Origin of the sequence: Psychroserpens mesophilus (genome assembly GCF_050617655.1) — a bacterium.
In the GTDB taxonomy this organism is placed as follows: Bacteria; Bacteroidota; Bacteroidia; order Flavobacteriales; family Flavobacteriaceae; genus Psychroserpens; species Psychroserpens mesophilus_A.
Window position 1 is genome coordinate 1 of record NZ_JBODQC010000396.1, and the last position, 246, is coordinate 246.

Consider the following 246-nt stretch of genomic DNA (forward strand, 5'->3'; position numbering starts at 1 on the left):
TGCTCGGTGCGCAGCTGGGTTATGAGACCGGGCCGTGGAGCGCGCGGGTGTTCGTGCAGAACCTGACCAACAAGCGCCGCATCAACGGCCTGATTTTCGACAACCTGGCCTTCGGCCGCGACGGCAACTACTACGGCCCGGTGGACAGCCCACGCATCTTCGGCGCGGAAGTGGGGTACCGCTTCTGAGGAGGCGGGGTGCGCGCCGGCCAGCGGCCGGCGCTACCGGTGGTGGTGCGGCGCAGAC

Annotated in this window: 1 protein-coding gene; it reads left to right on the top strand. The window is 69.1% G+C overall.

Annotation, left to right across the window (positions count from 1 at the left end):
- On the top strand, nt 1–188 hold a 188-nt coding region (locus tag ACRHNM_RS17745; RefSeq protein WP_431137964.1), incomplete at its 5' end, for a hypothetical protein.
- Nucleotides 189–246: the final 58 nt, after the last annotated feature.